The 16,205-nt window shown below is 60.6% G+C and carries 23 protein-coding genes; 9 read left to right on the forward strand and 14 right to left on the reverse strand.

The features are described 5' to 3' along the window. Positions 1 to 286: 286 nt before the first annotated feature. Both H6955_20580 and H6955_20585 read left to right on the forward strand, forming a co-directional pair. Positions 287 to 928 (forward strand): CBS domain-containing protein, encoded by a 642-nt coding sequence (locus H6955_20580; GenBank protein MCP5315966.1) that lies wholly within the window; start codon positions 287 to 289, stop codon positions 926 to 928. Next, complete coding sequence (locus H6955_20585; GenBank protein MCP5315967.1) at positions 925 to 1,131, forward strand: hypothetical protein; 207 nt, start codon at positions 925 to 927, stop codon at positions 1,129 to 1,131. The genes H6955_20580 and H6955_20585 overlap by 4 nt, the downstream gene beginning before the upstream one ends. A gap of 7 nt (positions 1,132 to 1,138) precedes the next feature. Here H6955_20585 and H6955_20590 read toward each other — a convergent pair whose 3' ends face one another. Then, a complete protein-coding gene (locus tag H6955_20590) occupies positions 1,139 to 1,417 on the reverse strand; it encodes a carbon storage regulator (protein MCP5315968.1) in 279 nt (92 codons plus the stop codon). Between the two features lie 444 nt (positions 1,418 to 1,861). Continuing rightward, complete coding sequence (locus H6955_20595) at positions 1,862 to 2,920, reverse strand: hypothetical protein (protein ID MCP5315969.1); 1,059 nt, start codon at positions 2,918 to 2,920, stop codon at positions 1,862 to 1,864. A gap of 250 nt (positions 2,921 to 3,170) precedes the next feature. Here H6955_20595 and H6955_20600 point away from each other — a divergent pair, with 250 nt between their 5' ends. Beyond that, positions 3,171 to 3,458, forward strand: a complete 288-nt coding sequence (locus H6955_20600) for a hypothetical protein (GenBank protein ID MCP5315970.1) — start codon at positions 3,171 to 3,173, stop codon at positions 3,456 to 3,458. Positions 3,459 to 3,715: 257 nt separating this feature from the next. Then, on the forward strand, positions 3,716 to 4,027 hold the full coding sequence (locus H6955_20605) for an STAS domain-containing protein (GenBank protein MCP5315971.1): 312 nt from the start codon (positions 3,716 to 3,718) through the stop codon (positions 4,025 to 4,027). A gap of 97 nt (positions 4,028 to 4,124) precedes the next feature. Here H6955_20605 and H6955_20610 read toward each other — a convergent pair whose 3' ends face one another. Beyond that, positions 4,125 to 4,472 (reverse strand): hypothetical protein, encoded by a 348-nt coding sequence (locus H6955_20610; protein ID MCP5315972.1) that lies wholly within the window; start codon positions 4,470 to 4,472, stop codon positions 4,125 to 4,127. A gap of 352 nt (positions 4,473 to 4,824) precedes the next feature. Here H6955_20610 and H6955_20615 point away from each other — a divergent pair, with 352 nt between their 5' ends. From H6955_20615 to H6955_20635, 5 genes are all read left to right on the forward strand, one after another. Continuing rightward, positions 4,825 to 5,331, forward strand: coding sequence for a hypothetical protein (locus H6955_20615; protein ID MCP5315973.1), 507 nt, complete (start codon positions 4,825 to 4,827; stop codon positions 5,329 to 5,331). Positions 5,332 to 5,831: 500 nt separating this feature from the next. Then, on the forward strand, positions 5,832 to 6,206 hold the full coding sequence (locus H6955_20620; protein MCP5315974.1) for a hypothetical protein: 375 nt from the start codon (positions 5,832 to 5,834) through the stop codon (positions 6,204 to 6,206). A gap of 57 nt (positions 6,207 to 6,263) precedes the next feature. Continuing rightward, complete coding sequence (locus H6955_20625) at positions 6,264 to 6,455, forward strand: carbon storage regulator (GenBank protein MCP5315975.1); 192 nt, start codon at positions 6,264 to 6,266, stop codon at positions 6,453 to 6,455. A 487-nt stretch (positions 6,456 to 6,942) separates the two neighbouring features. Continuing rightward, a complete protein-coding gene (locus H6955_20630; protein ID MCP5315976.1) occupies positions 6,943 to 7,284 on the forward strand; it encodes a hypothetical protein in 342 nt (113 codons plus the stop codon). Positions 7,285 to 7,344: 60 nt separating this feature from the next. Then, entirely contained in the window at positions 7,345 to 8,418 is a 1,074-nt protein-coding gene (locus H6955_20635; GenBank protein MCP5315977.1) for a hypothetical protein, read from the forward strand. Between the two features lie 451 nt (positions 8,419 to 8,869). Here the strand turns inward: H6955_20635 and H6955_20640 are convergent, their stop codons facing one another. From H6955_20640 to H6955_20690, 11 genes are all read right to left on the reverse strand, one after another. Then, positions 8,870 to 9,466, reverse strand: a complete 597-nt coding sequence (locus H6955_20640) for a hypothetical protein (GenBank protein ID MCP5315978.1) — start codon at positions 9,464 to 9,466, stop codon at positions 8,870 to 8,872. Further along, positions 9,467 to 9,703, reverse strand: coding sequence for a hypothetical protein (locus tag H6955_20645; protein MCP5315979.1), 237 nt, complete (start codon positions 9,701 to 9,703; stop codon positions 9,467 to 9,469). After that, entirely contained in the window at positions 9,700 to 11,655 is a 1,956-nt protein-coding gene (locus H6955_20650; GenBank protein MCP5315980.1) for a phage tail length tape measure family protein, read from the reverse strand. Before H6955_20650 ends, H6955_20645 begins: the two co-directional genes overlap by 4 nt. Positions 11,656 to 11,777: 122 nt before the next feature. Next, complete coding sequence (locus tag H6955_20655) at positions 11,778 to 11,975, reverse strand: hypothetical protein (protein MCP5315981.1); 198 nt, start codon at positions 11,973 to 11,975, stop codon at positions 11,778 to 11,780. Between the two features lie 3 nt (positions 11,976 to 11,978). Beyond that, complete coding sequence (locus tag H6955_20660) at positions 11,979 to 12,635, reverse strand: hypothetical protein (GenBank protein MCP5315982.1); 657 nt, start codon at positions 12,633 to 12,635, stop codon at positions 11,979 to 11,981. Positions 12,636 to 12,650: 15 nt separating this feature from the next. Then, complete coding sequence (locus tag H6955_20665; GenBank protein MCP5315983.1) at positions 12,651 to 13,010, reverse strand: hypothetical protein; 360 nt, start codon at positions 13,008 to 13,010, stop codon at positions 12,651 to 12,653. A gap of 127 nt (positions 13,011 to 13,137) precedes the next feature. Then, positions 13,138 to 13,575, reverse strand: a complete 438-nt coding sequence (locus tag H6955_20670; protein ID MCP5315984.1) for a hypothetical protein — start codon at positions 13,573 to 13,575, stop codon at positions 13,138 to 13,140. Positions 13,576 to 13,591: 16 nt separating this feature from the next. Then, on the reverse strand, positions 13,592 to 14,236 hold the full coding sequence (locus tag H6955_20675) for a hypothetical protein (protein ID MCP5315985.1): 645 nt from the start codon (positions 14,234 to 14,236) through the stop codon (positions 13,592 to 13,594). Beyond that, positions 14,233 to 14,883, reverse strand: coding sequence for a hypothetical protein (locus H6955_20680; protein ID MCP5315986.1), 651 nt, complete (start codon positions 14,881 to 14,883; stop codon positions 14,233 to 14,235). The genes H6955_20675 and H6955_20680 overlap by 4 nt, the downstream gene beginning before the upstream one ends. Before the next feature lie 505 nt (positions 14,884 to 15,388). Beyond that, a complete protein-coding gene (locus tag H6955_20685) occupies positions 15,389 to 15,646 on the reverse strand; it encodes a hypothetical protein (GenBank protein MCP5315987.1) in 258 nt (85 codons plus the stop codon). A gap of 150 nt (positions 15,647 to 15,796) precedes the next feature. Next, complete coding sequence (locus H6955_20690) at positions 15,797 to 16,198, reverse strand: hypothetical protein (protein MCP5315988.1); 402 nt, start codon at positions 16,196 to 16,198, stop codon at positions 15,797 to 15,799. Between the last annotated feature and the right edge of the window lie 7 nt (positions 16,199 to 16,205).

Raw genomic sequence — 16,205 nt, forward strand, 5'->3', positions numbered from 1 at the left:
TTGAGGATGCCTCGGTCCATGCGCATGGCGATAGGGTAGCCCGTTCCAGGCGGACGTGCCGTACTGCCTGTCCCGGTGCGTGAAGACTGCCGGGACCGCCGCGCCAGCCAGGTGGGCAACCCGCCAAGCCGCCACAGTCCGGTGGCGGCTGTGGGATTGCGCTTCGCGCTACACTGCGAGTCGGGAAGCGGTAGCGGGCGCCGACGCGATGTATCCTTAGTGAAGATGCGTCGGGTGGCGGATCGGCGTGTGGAGAACGCAATCGAATAGCAGGCGGAACCTGGCAATGTCAGACGACAAGTGGCGATCATTGGCGCGCGAGGATTTCGAGCAGGCACTCGACGAGATGGGACATGTTGTCGATGTCAGCGTGAACGACCTGATCGAGGTCACCGAGCGTGCCCGCAAACATGCGCAGCTGCGTAGACGCGAAACCGTGTTGGTACGCGAAGTGATGAGCAGACCGGTCACGATGGTCACCGCCGAGACTCGCCTGAGCGACGCCGCCGACCACATGCTCGGCCAACGCATCAGCGGCCTGCCCGTGGTGGACACCGGGGGTCGACTGATCGGGCTGGTCACCGAGGCCGATCTGCTGAACGCGATCGGTCTGCCCTGTCACCATCCGACACAGAATCTCTGGCAGACCCTCGAGCGACTGTTCGGATCACGCCCTCCGGAACTGCATGAACCCGACGAGACCATTGCGTCGGTGATGGTGCACGACGTGATCTGTGTGCATCCCGAGCAGACGCTGCATGACGTCCTGGAACTGATGAAGTCGCATCGGATCAAACGCGTCGTCGTGGTCGATGACAACGATGCACCGATCGGCATGGTCACGCGATCGGATCTGGTTCGCGCGTTCTTCAACCAGCAACGCACCCGTCTGCGCGAGCGGGGCTCGCCGGGCGACGATGCCGCATGAAGACGCTGATGTTCACCGTCAGCCATGCGCACCTCGAACAATTGATGGGTCGCGGCTGCCTGGCACGCCTGTACCGACTCGAAGACCTCGGTCATCAACGCGATCACTACGTGATCACGGCTTTGGTACGTGATGAACACCTCGACACGGTGATCGAGATGTCCGCCGACCGGCCGCGCTGGGTGAAGTGGACCGAGAGTTGACCGTCGCCTAGTCGCCGTTCACGACCGAATACGACCCGGCCGAAGCCACCGCCAGCTCGTCCGGATGCAACCACCAGTCTTCCTCATCGGCGAGCGCGCGATCCAGCGCCAGATTGTCTGCATACCCGGAATGGCTGGCACCGCGGCGAATCACGCGCACCGCGGGTGGTGCATCGATACCGATACGCGTCTGCTCTCCAGACAGTCCGCTCAGCCGCAGCTCAATGGGACCGTCGCTGGTCTCCAAGATGATGGTCTCTCGTTCGTGATGCGCTAGCAGGAGCATTACTTCTGACTCCGTTTCGAAAGGTCGGCAGTCAAGGCAGTCGGAGACAGGATCCGCGCCACCCACTTTGCCGCCAATTCACATTAAATATGGCACTTAAGTAATTGTTTCGTCTGGTGCCGAGCACTGGGGGTCGACAGCGCGCAACCAACTCGGCCGACGCATCACGACTCCGCCACTATTTTCTTGTTAGACAATTGGTTATAGCGTTAACCTATTGTTTTCCAATAACTGTTGTCGGCGCCAATCGTCGTCGATTTTGCCAGCTTTTGAACGTCGGTTGGCAAGTTTGTGCCAAGAAAATGCCCGCACAGGGCGGGCTAAGAACAAGGCGCGCTCAGGCTATTCCCACGACGCCAACCGTTCATTGATCTCGATTAAGTTTTGTGCCGCACGCAGGTTTGAATATGCAGACGGCCAATGATGTCCTGTCTTGCCGGTCACTCATCCCAGGTAGCGCATCGCGGCGTCAAGATCGACTTGGTTTGTGGCCGGCGCAAACTCGCTGCGCGGAAACTTGGCAAGGATCCCCATCCGTGAGAACCGTTCACCGAAGTTCACCTGCGCCAGGGTGATGCGCTGTTCGTGGTTCGGTTCGCCGGCTTCCACCACACGGTTCATGTTGTCGAGGCAAAGGGTGAGCGGCCTGACCTCGACCAGTTGTTCCGGCTGGCTGAGCAGCTCCACGACATGCCGCAGCAGGTCGGACAAGGTTCCGAATCGTTCACGGATGCTGCTGCATTCCTGCTCGACCCGGGCAAGCTCCTGCCGGGTAGCGGCAATCTTTTCATGCAGCCCCGCATCGTCCTCGAGGAGTTGTGACAGCCCTGCCTGTCTGCGCTCCAGAGCCTTGAGCTGAACCTGTAGCGCGACTCGCCTTTTTCTGATCCCATCCCTTTCGTTCGATAACTCGCCAACTTTGAACAATGCCTGGGCGATCAACTCGTTCAGCGCGCGTTCTCTGATTCTCGCCCTCAACTCCTGTTCGTCAGGCGCAGGGTCCGAGATTCGATGATCACCGAAACTGACGCTGATCTGCGGAACGTCCCGTCTGATGATCTCGCCATACATCTCTGCACCGAATGTCGTCTTCTCTGTTTTCTGCATGCCGAGGACCGCATAGGCGTGCGTAGGTACCGGTGACTTGAAATACTCGGCGATGTCGGGGGTCCGGCTGAACGCCGCCTGCAGTTCCGTCGCGGTTGCGAACAGGGCGCGAACGCATGGATCGTTGCTCCAGGCATGTCTGCTGAACTCGATGGGCCCAGGCACCACGGAGCAGGCCTCTCCCGCATAATCGAGCATTCTCACCACCGCAGGGCGGATCTTCCAGGCATACCGCGCAATGCCTCTCATCCGTGGGTCGATGCTGTCGACCACCTGCTCCACGACGTGGATCACATAGGCCTCGCGTGCCGTTTTTTTGCTGCGCACAGAGCAGAACGCCACGAGTTTCTCGAGAATGCCGGTCGGCATACTGTTGCTCGATGAAATCAGGTTCACAGTTGCATCCTCACAACGGAATGTTACCGGCTCGACCACAATTCGCGGACGGCCCGCACACGGCTTGTTCTTGTCGGACCTGCCATGGCAGCGCTCATGGCCAAACCATCGGCATATATTGATTTACTTATCTGATGGACGCCGTGTTTGCAAAGTGATTACAGTTTATCGACAACTAAGACAAATGATCTTGATTGGGGATAAGTCCCGGGTTTCCGAGGCGCGTCCCCGGCCTTATGAGGAGAAGCAGATGGCTGGACCGGATACAGACGCAGGCGTCATCGCGGTACTGATGGAGCGCTTTCAGTCCTACCGCTTACCGCGGACGCTTTCCATCAAGGAAAAGGTCGATCGTGGCGAAGTCCTGCATAGCGGTGACATCGCCTTCCTTCAACGCGTGTTCGCGGACGCGGAACACGTCAAGCATCTGGCAGACAAGCACCCCGAGTACCAGACGCTGTGCGCACAGGTCGCGCACCTCTATCACCAGATCACGGAGCGTGCGCTCGAGAACGAGCAACGGTCCCAACCTCTGTAGGTCGGGCGGACGCGCTTTTCGTCGAATCAAGGGACCGTCTGCCCCGTCGGACAGGTATGAGTGCCGGCTCTTGTTCGCCGCCTGTCCGAAGGCCGTGTTGCCGCGCACCAAACCCCGGATCTCTTCGCCAGTCACGTATCCGGCCGCACCGACAGCGCCCAGTTCACCGATCCATCGGAGAATAACCCCAATTTCAAACCGTCATTGCCTTTTTCGTGGCACCTATGATTCCGCCCGAGCGGCAGGAGCGGCGAAAGATGACTACCGTCATGGTCAGAAATGGAGAAAACGACCTTCACCGGATCGTCGTGATTCAAGGCCGGTTCATGTTCGATACGCGCAACGAGTGCCTGAAAGTGTTGGAATTGATGCCGGAAGGAATAACGCGCGTCACGATCGACATGACCCGTACGGATTACCTCGACAGCGCCGCACTCGGTATGCTGATACAGGCCCGGCAGAAATTGGCTGGTGTCGAACTCGGCCTGAAGGTCAAAAGCGGCAGCCCGGTGAGCCAGATCGTGGAAGTCGCCAATTTCCATCAGATCTTTGCTTACGAAGCGGTTTGAACTGCCAAGGGTGAAGATGCCGCACATCGTGGGCGCAGCCCGCCGGTGCCCCTCCTTTGACCCTGCAGCCGAGGTATCAAGGCACGACCTTACCGGCTCAGCGTTCGGCGCGTGAACCCTCGTCTGGACGCTGCGAATGTCCCGGATAGCAAAGCGAGTTGCCCCGCGGCAGTCCTTGTTCGAGCCGGTCTCGCATTTCCGCACAGCGTGGCGTGTCTGACGTTCTCTTTAGTCTTTCCACCGGGATGAAATCATCGGAGAACCCGTGAAAACGGATCCCTGTGAGGGCGGGGGCGAGGCCCGAATAGAACGCGTTCCCGTCCGTACCGCGTTGGACCCGCAGGGGTGAAACCTTGGCAATCGCGGTGTAGTGCACGGGCATCGCGTACCCCACCACCGTGAACTCACCGTCGATCTCATAGCGTGCGTCTCCCAGGTCCGTCACTCGGCATTCTCCTGGAGCAACAATGTCGGGCATTCTGCCCAACTCCCCGACTTGCCGATGGACTGTTGAGCACAACAACGGCCTGGACCACCCCGCAATCTTCGAATTGGCGGCTACCGGGCCTGAACCCGATTCGGCCTGAAGGCCATGCTCGGAAGATGCGCATGCGTTCGCGACCAAAGGTAGAGACAGGGCCGCAAGCGCAGCCACCCCGATACGGCGCCACAGCAGATGCATTGTTACCATCCTCCTTCAGAATCAGAAAATCTCACGACTTCCGGGTAGACCACCAGCACCCGCAAAAGGCGGGCGTGGGCGTCGGGCGACGTGAGCCTTGCCACGAGGGATCCGCATGCGGTCTTTGAAACGCGTATCTGCCGCAACCGCCCTGTTCATTGCAGGGGGGTTGGGCACACTGCCTTCGGCCGGTGCGTCCGGGCTGGACCTGCACAGGATGTGGGACAGCGTCTGTGCTGAATGTCATGGTCACTCGGCCGATTTCGCCCGGACTTTCCTCAGTGTGGTCGATGGAAAGCTTAGGGGACCGCACCCTGTCCGGGATACACGACTGTTCCTGGAGCACCACTATGTACCGGACACCGAGGTCGATGCGGTCTACCGCATGCTGCTCGCGCAAACGACAACTCCCCCGAGGTTCAAGAATGAATGTGAACGTTGCCACGATACGGCTGCGAATTTCGTCCGCAGTTCGTTGCTCTACTGCAACGACGTGCTCTGTGGGAAAGAATCGGGGCAACCAGTCGTCGAGTTTCTCGCTGGCCATCGAAAACTGAGCCCGGACGCAGCCGGGTTTTTCGCCGACCTACTGACGCGGGTCGCGGGCGAGGTCTTCCGCTGATACCGGTGTTCGCCCGGTAATCTTCCGGCCGGCTTGTTCGCTTGCTTGCTTGCTTGCTTGCTTGCTTGCTTGCTTGCTTGCCAATCGAGTGTCGCACCCCTCCGGCGCTATCTTGGATGGGACGCCGTACCTCGCCGCATAAAACGACAGAGGCATGGCATACGATTCGAAGATGGACAGCGCCAGCCTGTCGAGTGGTGCCCGGAGCCGGGGTCGAACCGGCACAGCCGCAATGGCTGGCGGATTTTAAGTCCAAAGCAATGTGTTTAAAAACAGAAGGTTGCGTAGACAATTTATTGTTTTCGAACAACTACAGCTGACGCCAACCAACGCCAATTTTGCCGATTCTTGAATGACAGTGTGACAAATTTGTGCCAAGAAAACGCCCGCGCAAGGCGGGCGCAGAGCCGGATGACATCGATCCCGGCTGTGGACGCCAGTCCAGGGTATCGGGTACAAATCACCGTAAAGCCAAAGAATTAAGCAAAGGACGGTGACCCTTGAAACGCACACTCCGGAACTTCCTCGTCTGCGCGCTGCTTACGGCGGCCAGCGGTCCCGCGATGTCGGAACCCTTCGATGGTGTCTGGCAGTTGGGCGGCGGTCCGTTTGTGATCGTTGATCAGAACGGCGCGAACTTCCTCGCGATACATCTTCCAGCAAACATGGGTTACTGGGAGGCATTTTTCGGCAACATCAATGCCAACAACGTTGGGGTAGTCTCGCTACTGTTCTCCCCGTATCTGACGACGTACTCGGCGACAGTGCGATTCCAGTCCTCAAGCCAGGGCACATTGACAGTTACGAATTGCACGCCTGCGGCCAACTGCATACTCCAGACAGGACAGTCGGCTGTATTGCGCAAGGTTTACTAGAAAAGGTTTGTCGCTACACCAGTTCGTCCATTCAGCTTCAGCAAAGGGAATTGCACGATGCTGATACTCACTCGCCGCGAGGGCGAATCCCTCATCCTCGACACCGACAACGGCCAGATCGAGATCATGGTCACCGAGATCAACGGAAAGCAGGTTCGGCTCGGCGTCGATGCCCCGCAGCCGGTGAACATCGTTCGGTCGGAGCTGCTCGAGGCTGATCACGAAGGCCGGATCGCAAAATTGGAGTAGCTGGACGATCTTCGGGCCGTTGCCGAAAGTGATTCACCGGAAGCCGCGTTAGAGCAACGCCGGGCACGAACCACAAGACGTGACGCCAATGTTCGAGATGCCGGTGCTCACTCGGTTTTTGTAGTCTATTATTTTCTGCGCAAGGCGCCATCCATTCAGTTTGTGCAGCCCAGATGTTTTTCCGCGCGGCGGTATCGCTGGTTAAGGATGGCCAGATGAATGGTGATATTCGGCGGCTGTGGCTACTGGGCACGACTGCGATCCCAAAATTGGCGATGACTAGGGCACAACACGTTAATCGTGTTTTTGGCATCGACTTCGAGACATGCCCACGAACGGGTAATTGGGTTGGATTCGCACGTCAACACGCCGGCCTGACGCCGCAAGACTAACAGGCGGTTGGCCGAAGTTGGTGTTGATGTTTGCGATCTAACAGTTCGGTCGGCGGAAAAGGCCTAGTTGCTGCCTATGCTCTGTGGAGGCACTTATGGACAAGGCACTGATTGCTCATTTGCAGAAGCTCGACGGTGTCCTGGCTGAGGTTCAGGGCGATCTGAAAACGCGCTATCCGGGCAAGACACCTGACTTTGCACTCGCGCAGCCGAGATTTCCCCAGCCGGGCGGTGAAAGCGACTGGCAGTCCTGCATCGGTGCGGGAGTCAGCGCCGGCGCAGCGCATTACATCGGCTGCGTAATCGACGGCCAAAAGCCGGGCGAAAGCCCCGAAGGCATGTTGGATCGCTGCAAGGATGAGGCTGAGACCGCCGCGCTTCTGGGTCAAGTGCGCTGTTGGATTGGCAGGAAGGTCGGCGGCGGCGTCTTTCAATAACTGGTAGGAGCATCCAACCCGGCCAGACCCGCGCCTCTTCGGTTTGGGGAGAGAAAGATCATGCCGAGAGAAATCCGTACCCAGACTCGTAACCCTGCCCTGGTTGCCGCCTGTCTCGACATTCTCGATCACTATGCCTCGGGCGCCGAACCCAAGACCCCATTCCAGCGGGCGGTCTACGCGGCCCTAGCGCGATCGGATCCATATCGGCGCATCTCGGCCCGTCAGATGGCGCATTTCGACGCGATCCCGACGCGCATTACGGTTCCTGTCTTCGGGCGGCGGAAGCGGGGGCAGTTTGCCGGAGTTTCCGACGACCGGCTGCGCAACGTCTTCCGGGGAGCCGATCCGGGGTTTGCTTATTTCGATGACGTAGGCGACCCAATCATCCCCGACTTTCCCACCGACACGAGGTTTACCCTCCTTTACACCGGGCTTTACTGCCGCGACCGGACGGGGGACCGTCTCTGGCTTGGCCCTTCAGACGAACCTTATGTCATCACCGTCGTCGTCTCGGTTGAGAACGGCAACAACGTGGAGCGCAGCGAAACCCACCCCGTCGGGGATACGGATCGGCATTACGGCGATGTCGATGATGGCGAATGGCGCAACGGCCCGATCGCGGCCTGCTGGTCCGGTCCATTGCCGACGATTGACCTTAGTCTTGTGAGCGTGGCGATGGAGCATGACGAAGGCGATCCCGACGCCTATGAGGACGAGATCCGCAACATCGTCAATCTCGCCGCCGCCATCGCGGCTTATTTCAACATAGCCATCGGCGCCGTGGTTAAGGCCGTGGCCGAGGATCTGATAAAGTGGGTAATTGACAGCGAGGACGATGAGATTGGCACGGCGGTCGAGATCATCGCGCCCGACCGACTGAAACTTCTAGCCGCTAACTCAACCCTGATGCTGAAGCAGACCCGTGAGGTGCTGCGCCCCACCGGCCCCTTTACCTTTCTTAAAGAAGAAGTCGAGGATCAGACAACCCTCGAGTACCACTTCTTTACCCACCACGACGCGCGCGGTGAGTATTTCGCAACATTCAAGGTGGTGTCCGACAAAGACCCGGTCTTCGAACCCGACACTACCGTGGATTACATCGGCGACGGTCAAGTGGTGGCAAACTTTTAGGGTCTGCGCGGTAGCATCGGAGATTTGAGAAAATGGTATCGCCGCTTCGGGAAGGACGGCTGATACCTACGACGTTTCGCCCGATCGCTTCCGCCATGATCTCTTGCTGTCACTGAGCCTGCAAGAGTGGCTACCAGGAGATCCCGCACTTCATCAGCGAGGTGATAGGGGAATTGGAATTCGGGCGCTTAATGCTCACTAGAGCGTTCAGCAAATCACGCCTTTTTGGTCGCAGAAGAGACCTGCCACGTCTTTTGGGATGGGGCTGCCTGTTTCAGGCTCCGATTCTAAGCATATGCGACAACTCGCCTATTTCCGCTTGGGGGCGTTGTTGGCCGCCAGCCGACTCAAGCCAACTGCATGTCAAGGCGACCTCGGCTGTTCATGTCGGCTGCGGCTGTCCGGCGAACCCGAAGGAACAACGGGCAGGATGCGCCAACAGTGAACGGATTTACCGCTTGGCGTTCTGAACCAACCGCCGCAACTCGTACTCCGCATTGCGCTTGAGTAGCGGGATTGCCCGCCGCCGCATCTCGCCCTGAAAATCGAGTCTCGCCTGATAGCGCACCCGTTGCGGCTCGGGAAACACGACGACGGCGACCAGCTTGCGCCCTCTGCGCCGCCAGATCGCGTCTGTACCGTTGATCCTGGCTCGGAAGTGGTCTTTCTTCGCCAGCAGCGCCTTGAGCTTCCTGCCGCCTCTCAGGCCCGGAATGTTGCCGTAGCGGTTGAGGTTGATCGTCGCCGGTAAGGCCTTCTTGCGCCGAGCCGTGCCACCGGTGATCTGCGGCAGCAGGTAGCCTTCCTGGATCCGCGACAGGTGCACGACCGCAGTCAGATTCTGCGGTGTCGCCTTGCGGTACTGGACACCTTTCTTGGTAAACGGCGTCGGGTCATCGAGCTCACGCTCGGCGATCTTCGGCCATTCCTCGCGGGCCAGCTGGAAAGCGGTGCGGTTCAGCGTGCTGGATGCGACCTTGCGCATCCCGGCCTGCAGCCTGTCGAACATCCGGTGCACCTCGCGCAGGTCGGCGGTCACGCGGATCATTCAGTGCACGTCGGGCAGATCGTTGGGGTCCACCTCGGCAGCCTCGAGCGCCGACCGGGCAAAGGCGCCAATGGCGTTGACGCAACCCTCGGGCGTTGGGTGCAACCGCCGCGCCAGCTGTCCGATCGTCAAGGACATGGCGAGCAAGAACCGATGATCGTCCATCTGTTCTTCCCGGGCCAATGCGATGAACTTCTGCGCCAGGCGGGCGGCGTCGATCTGGTCCTGATAGGTCACACTGCCCCCTGCGACATCGACATGATCTGCGCGGCCTCGCGGGCGACTTGTTCAGCCGTGCGTCGGTAGTTCACATTGTCCGATGGCAGCACGAAACTGAAATGGTTATTGACTACCTGTCCATAGCCACGCTGCTGTGCCGGCGTCTCTACGGTAACGCGCTCATTCGGCGAGGCACGAAAGGCGACCAGCTGCGAATCTGTGCCGCCTGAGCCGCCGACAGTAAACGAGCCGCCAGCGGCGAAGCCAAACAGGCTTTTCAGGAAGCCTCCGCCCGCTCCACTTTCGCCGAAGAACGTGCTCGCGGCCCCGGCAAGTCGCTTGGTCACCAGCTCGCGCGTGGCGATGCCAATGACGTCCTGCTCGATCCCCTTCAGGAGCTCGCGCAGCCCTTTGCCTTGAACGATCGCTTCCTCGAAGGCACTGGTAAAAGTGAGTCCAAGGTCCTTCCAGGAGGCTTGCAGGGCGTCGGTGTTCGTCGCGAGCCCCCGGGTGGCCTGGTACATCGCGCCCAGCTGTTCCTGCAGGTTGAATTCCACGTCACCGAGGGGATCGGCCAGGTCCGGGAACGCGTCGCGCAGCTTCTGCACCTCGAGGATCTGGTCACGGATGCCAGCGCCCGGATCGAGCCCTTTGACCAGATCCAGGGCACGGCCGCGTTGCCCGGCTAGCTTTTCCTGCGCGGCCTCCAGGGCGTCGGTATCGGTGGCCAGGGTGTTGACCAGATCCTGCCAGCGGTCACCCGTCACCAGCCCCCGCGCCCAGGCCTCGTCGAGTAGTGCGAGGTTGGCGGTGTAGTCCCGGGTCGCGGCGATGGTTGGGTCGAGCCGTTCCTCGAGTGCACGGAACGACTGGGCGAAGTCATCGGCACCGCTAAGGCCTGTAACGCTCGGCACCAGTGAGCGCGCCGTGGGTCCCGGTACGGTCGGTGGGGTAACGGCACTCTCTTCGCGCAACGCCTTGGCGGATTCCCGGATGCTAGCCGTTTCCTTGATGCGCGCGATGTTGCGGTCCTGCAGCAAACGCAGCTCGGCCTCGACCTTCTTGAGCTCTTGATCCGCGAGGCCGAGCGAGCCAATGCGGCCGTACGTCGGATTATTGATCTGCCGAAGCAGCTCGCGGCGACGGTCGATCAGCTCGTAGAACCGGTCGCGTTCGCTCGGGAACAGTTGGCGGTTCAGTTCCTCGACGGCCCCGCCCAGGCTTTTCATGGCGGCTGTCGCGGCCTGGATCGGTCCGCTCTTGCCAATTTTCTCCAGCAGCTCGCCCCAGTTCTGTGCGAGCGTGTCGACCGCGCCCGAGAGCCCTTTGCCCTCTGCGCTACCCGTACCGCCGACCTGTTCACGGACCTTCTTGAGGATCAGGTCTTGCGCCTCGAGCTGCTTGCCAGATGCCGCCAGCGACTTAATCAACTCGCGCTCGGATTCAGTGAACGACACACCCGATTTGCGCAAGGCGGTGAGTCCGTTTGCCGGATCTTCCAGGGCCTTGGCCAACTGCAGGGTCGCGCCTTTGAGATCGGTGCCCATCGTCGCGGTGAGGTCCTGCGCCAGGGTCAGGGTCTCGCGGAAGGTCTCGTCACCGATCGACTTGAACGTCAGCAAGGCGCCCGCGGCATCGCGGACACCCTCTGTGCTGGCGAGCGTGCTGCGTGCCAGCGAGCGCGAGAAGTCGTCGATCTCGGTTGCGGTCAGTCCCGCGGCGCCGCCGGTCGCCTTGACCAGTTGGGTCAGCTTGAACATCTGCCGTTCGGCTTGCTCAGCCTCTCCGACGACCGCCGCCACTGAGGTCGTCAGCTTGGTCAGTCCGACCACCGCGACACCGCCGGCAAGGAACTTGTTCAGCCCGACGAAACTCTTGGTCGTCGAATCCACCTCACCGCGCAGCTTCTTCACGGTCTGTGAGGCCTTGTCATCGGCAGTCAGCAGGAATCGGGCGCGTGGGTCAGTCATGTCAGGTCACCTGCGGGAGTCACTAGATACTACCTATGGGTTTCGGAAAATAGCCGCTGATCGGGGTCGTCGAAACCCGCGTGAATCGCAAGGCCTGGAAGGACCCGCACCGCTTTGGCATGTCACATCGCCTTCAGCTTGATCAAGCCGGACTCGCCGAGGCGGTGCACCAGGCGCAGCATCTCGACACCGTCGATCTTGCGCAGCAGCGCTTCGAGATCGGGCAGCTCGTCAGGCTTCGGCACGGTCAGGAACGGGTTACCGGACAGCACCCGCAGGTACAGTCGCGCGGCCTTGAGGCTTTCGCGCGGGAGCGCCACCACTTACGCCCCTGCTGCCAATTGCGCCGCGTACTGCCGGCGTTCGGCATCGGTCATCGGCTCGACCTTCTGGTTGTAGCGCACCATGAAACCCGCGGTAAGCGCGTTCTGTTTGAGATCGCCCAACTGCGCAGTCAGCGTTGCGATCTTCTTGCTGTTGGCCTCCAGGCGCTTCGGCCGTTCAGACAACGCGATGGCGCCAGCATCGTCAAAGCCTTCGACCGCACGGCGGATGCCGGCCTTGATGGTGTCGCCGAAGAAATAGAGCAGAGCCTGTTCCTGGATCCCGTTCGACCAGCCGCCCTCGGCGGCCCGCAATACCGGCAGTACACCGTCGCGCCGTGCCAGGGTCTTCATGATCCGGTCGACCGTGAACATCTCTGGGGTGGCCTGGTGGGCGACCGCTGCAGGACTGCGCCGGAAAGGTTCGAGCGACGTTCGCAGTTCGTCGGCATACTCGGCCGCCTGCGCATCGACCAGACCGCACAGCCCGTCAGCCAGATCGCTGTTCAACACCGGAGTCTCGATCAGGTCTTCGCGCTCTCTGCGCAGTGCCTCCAGGCCCGCATTGATCCGCGCCAACTCGGCCTCGAGCTTGGTGCGCTGGTCTTCGAGTGCGGCGCTTGCCGATTTCAGCGCGCCAAAGTCAAAAATACCCATGTGATCGACTCCTGATCAGCGGTTGACGGCGGACAAATACCGCCCGTGCAGGTTGGGGTCATCGACAGCGACCTTGCGAATGGCCTGTGCCCGCGACAGGCCGCGCGCTTCTGCCTTGGTCACGCTCTCCCAGAACGCGCGGACATCAGGGTGCGCACTCAACACCCGGGCGTCGTTCTGGGTCGCGATACGGCGCGAATTCAGTGCCAGGGAGCGGAAATAGCTGGTCGCGGCCGCCTTGTCGGGAAACTCGGCGCGCAACGCCTTGTCTTTCTGCCAGAGGGCCGCCGTGCGGGTTTCGATGTCGATCCCCTGCGCACCCTTCAGGCATTGCAGTTCGAAGACCTGGGTTTCGGGGTTCACTGTCGTGTTCATCCTGTCTATCCGATCCGATGATTGAAGATTGCCCGGCTTGGAGGCGGACCGCCGGGCGGGTCTGACTCAACCATGAGGAGCTGCCTCGTGACCAAGCATGGACGTGGGCCAACACGATGAATACGGGTCATTCGCAAGAGAGCGCGCACAGGTCGTGCACATGCGAATCGGAGCTGGGCACCAACCCGCATTGAAAGGCGCGGTGCAGGTGCTGCCGCAGGTGCGAGGCGTCGCTGGGTGGGTCAGCCAACACCTGCCAGTGTGGCCACACCAAAGCCTCGAAGCGGCGGATCTGCCGGGCCAGTTCCTTGGATCGATCCCAGTCCGTCTCGCCGTCGCACAGCGTCCAGGCGGCCCGCAGCGCACGGTTACGCTCGCGCTCGAGGAAACGGCGGCGTGCCGTGCGCCGACCCTGGCCACCCGCAAGCCCCAAGGCCTTGTCGAGCCTGACACCGCGATACAGATGCTGATCGAGCCCTTCCGCCAACCACTCGACCAGCGCAGGCTCGGCGTAGCGTTCAGCCAGGCGCGCCAGTGACAGCAGGTGGTCGACCGGGTGCGTCATCGATCTTGCGCGCCTCTCAGCTGGCCATATCGTCGGCTAAACGAACGAACTCCGCGGCATAGTCCCGCAGGTGGCCGAGGTAACGCAGCGAGGACCATTCACGGTGTCCGATAATCCACGCATCTTCGAGATGGACGCCGACAGCGGCGAGGCGTAATCCGGCATCGTGGGTCCACTTGATGTCGGCTGGGCTGGGTGCTGGGATGCCGCCCGGGTGGTTGTGCACGACGATGACCTGCGATGCCTGCAGTGCCACGGCACGTTCAACGATCATCTGCGGAAGCAGGTGCACCTGCTCGGCGGTGCCGCGGGCCAGCTCCGACACCTCGATAACCCGAGTGCGGGTCTGGAACACGGCGAGCGCGGCCTCGATGCTAAGCGGCTCGTAGTACATCTGGAGCCACTTTACGAGCAGTGGCGTGCTCGGTTCGGTGCACACCACAGGCCGGTTCAACGATGATGGCGGTACACCTACGGCTGGCTTGGGGTTGGACACTGGAAGTGTGTCCATGCGGCTCAATTGCCCACCAATGGCCGCTATGGCCGCCTCGAGCAGTTGCGTCCGGGTGATTGGTTTCGCCGTGGTCAAGCAACCGTCGACTTGCGTGAAGTGGGGCACGAATGCCAGGCATTGTGCATCGTGGCTGATCAGTGTTTTCATCGTTTCCGTTCGCTGTTTGGTTGGGATTGGTCGGTCCAGTACGTGCGCGCAAACTCAGCGGACTTCATCAGCAGCCAGTCCGGGATCTGCATCTGGATCTGCTCAGGGTCGGACGGTGGCTTGATCGATACGGCGTCCTTGCTGAACTGCCTCCATAGTGCGTCGAGGTCTGGGCCGTCGCGCCGGAACGCCTCGTTGAACGCATCCGACGACACCCAATCGGCATAGGCGCCAAAGAGCCCGACGACCATCATCAGCAGGTCATCGGCTGCTTTGCGCTTGTCGCCACCGTGTGCGTCGCGCAGCAGGACCGCGAGCAGATCGAAGCCTTCGCAGTGGTGGAACCAGTGCCAGAGAAAGGCGTTTGCACCTTGCTCGGCGAAATAGCGGAAGCCATTCAGGTGATGCGGCCGCCCCCAGGCCTCGGGTGGCAGGTCCTCGAGCGGGACGCCGCCGAGTGCGACGTGGCGTTGTTTCTGGGATCGCCGCCAGTCGACGACCTCGGCCAGGTCGAATCCCCAGCCTTCACCGATCTTGTCACCCGGAGCGGTCCGGTGTGGCATACCGTGGCGCTGCCAGTTGGCGACCGTCACCTCGGAGACCTGGAACCGGCGGACCAGGTCGCGTTTGGTTAGAAGGTCCTGCATCGTTCTTCCCTCGTCGTGCTAAGAATCGCCCTGGAGAGTCTTTGGCTAGCCAAACATCGCGGTGCTCGAAACCTGCTGTGCCCAACCCTCTGGAAGGACCCGTGGCACTCTGGGTCCTTCTGGCGCATCGCCGTACGCGAGTTCCGCGCAGCCCGATCTTCGACAGTTTTTCGGGTTCGCAGTGCTTTGTTTTGTTCTCCAACTCGCCACCCCCGTTGGACGTGTAACACCGCCGTCACATAACTACCTGCATTCACGAATTTCTGAACCTTTTCCCCGACCCGCCGACAAAGTGGGTAAGGCAATGGGACGTACCGAACAGCTTCGTTAAATGCCATTCCGAGCCAACTCGGCGAGGCCGCGAGAGTCGACCGATTGCCACCAGATTCCGCCACTCTGACGAAGAGTGGCTTTGTTAGCCTCGGCAGCTGAAATCCGCGTTCAGCACTGTGTTGGCAACACTTGACGGTGGCTGCCGGGGCTAACCAAGTCACGTCAGCCGTGTTCATTCCGCCTCCAAAGGCATCACCGGCTCGACTTGTCGATATCCGGCCAACTCGTTCCGGTTGCGCTGCCAGTCCGCCTCTGTTTCTTTCCGCCAACTGCTGAACAGGTTTGAACCTGCGTACCAGTAGGTTCTATGCGCGTCGCAGACAAAGTAGTGATCGCGACCAATGCTCAGGTAGCCGTCTGTTTTTCCACATCGGGGACAGCCTCCGAAGTATTCTGTAGTCGCTGGTTTGAGTTGGATCACGTTGCTCATCGTGCTGGCTCGTTTGTCCGGTTTACTGTCCGCTTTGCTGTCCGATTCATTCCGCTTCCGTCCGGTCTTGTCACGTCAGGTTGTCCGGTCCGGTCCGGTTTTCTATAGAAACCGGACACCGGACGGACAAACGGACACCGGAACGGACATTCAGTAGCCATTCCCCGGAAACCGGTAGTTGTCGCCGTCTTGCAACACGAGTCCGCGAGACACGAGGGTGTCGCGTTGTTCGGGTACGCGGTTGCGTGGAATGCCAGCATCCTGCATGGCGTCTTTCCACAGATGCCAGGGTATGCGTGCAATGCTGTGGCCCTGGGTGTTGGTCTCTGCGTCCGCGATCAGGCCGCGTAGGACGTCGAGTGCCTTGGTCTGGTGCTTGCCAAGCCCGGCAGTAGCCCGGGATGTTTCCGGTACATCTTCCTGCGCCATCAGCACCGGTGCCGATACCGGATTCCCGAAGTTGTCCTTGCTGTCGAGGTCGACGCCCTGGATAGACCACGCGAGCGCCGTTTCGTCGCTAGCCAGATTGCGCATCTCGGTGGTACTCAGCACTACGATC

It is taken from the genome of Chromatiaceae bacterium (assembly GCA_024235395.1).
Lineage (GTDB): Bacteria > Pseudomonadota > Gammaproteobacteria > Chromatiales > Chromatiaceae > Thiosocius.